General features: G+C 62.6%; 3 protein-coding genes and 1 pseudogene. All 4 read right to left on the reverse strand.

Features of this window, described 5'->3' with window-relative positions; all coding sequences use genetic code 11:
• Positions 1-293: PfkB family carbohydrate kinase (locus Q7U29_RS03475; RefSeq protein WP_304738464.1), on the reverse strand; the 293-nt coding region annotated here is incomplete at its 3' end.
• Positions 294-501: 208 nt separating this feature from the next.
• Positions 502-1,488 carry a D-erythronate dehydrogenase gene (gene denD / locus Q7U29_RS03480; RefSeq protein WP_304738466.1) on the reverse strand — a complete coding sequence of 329 codons (987 nt, stop codon included), beginning with the start codon at positions 1,486-1,488 and terminating at the stop codon, positions 502-504.
• Positions 1,489-1,596: 108 nt separating this feature from the next.
• On the reverse strand, positions 1,597-2,532 hold the full coding sequence (locus Q7U29_RS03485) for a carbohydrate ABC transporter permease (RefSeq protein ID WP_304738469.1): 936 nt from the start codon (positions 2,530-2,532) through the stop codon (positions 1,597-1,599).
• A pseudogene (locus Q7U29_RS03490) lies at positions 2,525-2,636 on the reverse strand (sugar ABC transporter permease); the annotation flags it as partial. The pseudogene Q7U29_RS03490 and the gene Q7U29_RS03485, both read right to left, overlap by 8 nt.

Here is a 2,636-nt window from a genome sequence, read left to right on the forward strand (position 1 = left end):
TGGAAGAACCGGCGATCGCCTGATGCGTCGGTCTGGATCATGTAGATGCCGGGCAATTTGCCCTTCAGCCGCGCAACCCGGCTGGTGCCGATGCCTTCCATGACCCAACCCGCCACCATCTCGTCGCTCATGGGGTCGTCGCCAAGTGCGGTGATGTAGTCGACGCCGACGCCGAGCCTCACCAGATAGACCGACGTGTTCAGGGTATCCCCGCCATAGCCGCGCGAAAACAGGCCGCCTTCGGCCTGCTTCAACTCGATCATGCATTCGCCGATACAGGCAACCTGGGTCATGATTTTTGTGCCATGCCACTCGCCACAACAGGACTGTCGTCGCCCGGCTCGACCGGGCGATCCAGTATTCCAGAGACGATCGTGTTCATCCGAGAAGCCGCGGCGTACTGGGTCGCCCGGTCAAGCCGGGCGATGACAGCGGAGTTTGTTTCATCCATCGGGGTTGGCCCCAAAGGTTGCCTAACTCGCAATGACGACGAAGGCAGGGCTACGCGACGAACTTCCCGCCGAGTTCGTCCTCGATGTGAATCCTGATGATGTCATCGAACGTCTGTTCGACGGTGGTGAAGCCGAGTTGCCGCGCCCGTTGGGCGTCGAAGTTGCGCGGCCATCCCGCGACGATGCCCATGATGAACGGATCGGGCTCGCGCTTGATCCTTGCCGCCACCTTGTCGCCCGCCACCCGCTTCAGGGCCGCGATCTGCTCACCGACGGTGGCAGACAGGCCGGGCATGGTGAGATTACGGCGCGCGCCCGCCGCGGCGCTGTCCATGGTCGCGGCGTGCAGCAGGAAACCGACGGTCGAGCGCGGCGAGGCATGCCAGTGGCGGACGTCCTCGGACACCGGCAACACGGCCTCCTTGCCGGCCAGTGGTTCGCGCAGGATATTGGAAAAGAAGCCGGAGGCCGCCTTGTTGGGCAGGCCCGGACGGATGCAGACGGTCGGCAACCGGATGCCGATGCCGTCCATGAAACCGCGCCGGGAATAATCCGCCAGCAGCAGTTCGCAAATCGCCTTCTGGGTACCGTAACTCAGCAGCGGCGTATGGAAGAACTCGTCGCCGATCGCATCGGGGAACGGCGCACCGAACACCGCGATCGACGAGGTGAAGACGATCCGGGGTTTGTAGCCCTCACCGGTGAGCCTGATCGCATCGAACAGCATCCGCGTGCCGTCGAGGTTGATGCGATAGCCCTTTTCGAAATCGAGCTCGGCTTCGCCGGAGACGATCGCCGCGAGGTGGAAAATCACGTCGGGGCGGTGTGCCACCAGCGGCGCGGCCGTCGCAGGATCGGCGAAATCGCTGGTGACGATGCTGATCGGGATCGCCGCATTGGCGGGTTTGGTCGCCGCCACGACGTCATGCAGCGTCATCCGCGTGATCTCGCGGTCGCCGAGGCGGCCGTCGCGCAGCAGCCGCTCGGTCAGCTTGCGGCCGACCATGCCGGCGGCGCCCAGAACCAGAATGTGCAAGACCCGACTCCTTGTTGTTTCTTGCCTTATAGCCTTTTCAAGCGAGCTGGGAACCGGCCCGGACCAGGAAAACGCGGCAGGGGAAAGACCGGACGCGGGCCCGCCGGCTCACTCCTTGACGGCTCCGGTCATCGCCGACACGTAATGTTCGACAAAGAACGCATAGAGGATCACCAGCGGCAGCGATCCCGCCAGCGCGCCGGCCATCAGCGAACCCCAGCGATAGACGTCGCCGTCGACGAACTCGTTGACGATCGCGACCGGCACCGTCTTGTTCTGCACCGAGGTGAGGAACGTCAGCGCGTAGATGAACTCGTTCCAGCACAGCGTGAAGCAGAAGATGAATGCCGATATCAATCCGGGGATCGACAGCGGCAGCACGATCTTGGTCAGGATCTGCCAGCGGCTGGCGCCATCGATCAGGGCGCACTCCTCCAGCTCGAACGGGATGGTCTTGAAGTACCCCATCAACAGCCAGGTCGAGAACGGAATCAGGATGGTCGGATAGGTCAGGATCAGCGCGAACGGCGTGTCGAACAGGCCGTACTGGAACACCACGGTGGCGAGCGGAATGAACAGGATCGAGGGCGGCACCAGATAAGCGAGGAAGATGAAACCGCCGACCCATTGCGCACCGCGATAGCGCAGCCGCACGATCGCATAGGCCGCCAGCACGGAGGCCACGATCGACAGGACGGTGGCGCAGACCGCCACATACATCGTGTTCCACAGCCACAGCGGATAGTAGCTGTCAAACAACAGCTTATGAATGTGCTTGAACGTCGGATTCCAGGTCCAGAACGGATTGTAGGTGTTGAGATCGAGCAGCTGCTCGTCCGGTTTGACCGCGGTGAGCGCCATCCAGTAGAACGGGAACAGCAGTACGATCACGATAATCGACAGCGGCAGATAGAGCGTCACCATCCGCTTCGGCAACGACTCCAGATAGCTCATGCCGACGCTGTGATCGTCGGCCGCCACGGTGCGTGCCGATCCCGACAGCACGGCCTTGAGGTCGACGGGCTGGGTGCGCAGATCAGTCATTGTTTTCACCTTGCTGCCACTTGCGCCGCTGCAGTCCGAACCAGGACACCATGATCGCCGCCAGCAGGAACGGAATCATCGCATTGGATATGGCCGCGCCCTCG

Origin of the sequence: Bradyrhizobium sp. (assembly GCF_030654605.1) — a bacterium.
Lineage (GTDB): Bacteria > Pseudomonadota > Alphaproteobacteria > Rhizobiales > Xanthobacteraceae > Bradyrhizobium.